Source organism: Arthrobacter sp. H41, from assembly GCF_000520535.1.
Lineage (GTDB): Bacteria > Actinomycetota > Actinomycetes > Actinomycetales > Micrococcaceae > Arthrobacter_D.
In genome coordinates, this window is sequence record NZ_KI914807.1 from 4,632 (window position 1) to 5,432 (window position 801).

Genomic DNA, 801 nt, shown 5'->3' on the forward strand with positions numbered 1-801 from the left:
GCGCCGTAGCTTCCACCACCGACGGCTTCGAGCTTTCGCAGAAGGACCTCGAGCTGCGCCGCGAGGGCAACATCCTCGGGGCGTCCCAGTCCGGCGGCAGGTCGGCGCTGCGCTTCCTGAAGATCACCCAGCACGGCAAGATCATCGAGAAGGCGCGCAGCGACGCCCAGGAGATCGTGGCGGTAGACCCGGAACTGAGCGGGTATCCAGGGCTGGTCAGCGCAATCGAGCTGTACCTCAACCCCGAGAAGGAAGCGTTCCTGGAACGCGGCTGACGCGCTCCCGACACTGCCGGATCCTCCCGATACAGTGGGAGAATGACGCGCATCATTGCCGGGGCCGCCGGCGGCACTACCCTGACGAGCGTTCCGGGATCAGGAACTCGACCCACCACCGACCGCGTCAAGGAAGCGTTGTTCTCGAGGCTCGACGCCTACAACGTGGTGCACGGTGCACACGTCCTCGACCTCTTTGCCGGTTCCGGCTCCCTCGGTATCGAGAGCGCCAGCAGGGGAGCGGCCACCGTGGACCTCGTGGAGTCGGCGGACAAGGCCGCCGCGGTGGTCCAGAAGAACGCCGATGTGGTGAACAGGACCCTCGGGTGGACCGCCGCGCGGGTGCACCGCGCCAAGGTGGAAACCTACCTCAGCCGGACGGCACATGACCTGAAATGGGACCTCGTCTTCCTCGATCCGCCGTACGACTTCGGAGCATCACCGCTGATCGAGATCCTCGCGGCACTCGTCCCACGGCTTTCGCCCGGCGCCGTCGTCGTTCTTGAGCGCTCCTCGCGGTCCGCCG

The 801-nt window shown here is 66.7% G+C and carries 1 protein-coding gene and 1 pseudogene; both read left to right on the forward strand.

Annotated elements, in window-relative coordinates:
• Nucleotides 1-275: pseudogene (locus tag Y705_RS19410) on the forward strand (ATP-dependent DNA helicase RecG); the annotation flags it as partial.
• 42 nt (nucleotides 276-317) lie between these two features.
• A partial coding sequence (gene rsmD, locus Y705_RS19415; protein ID WP_049822656.1) for a 16S rRNA (guanine(966)-N(2))-methyltransferase RsmD occupies nucleotides 318-801 on the forward strand: 484 nt, incomplete at its 3' end.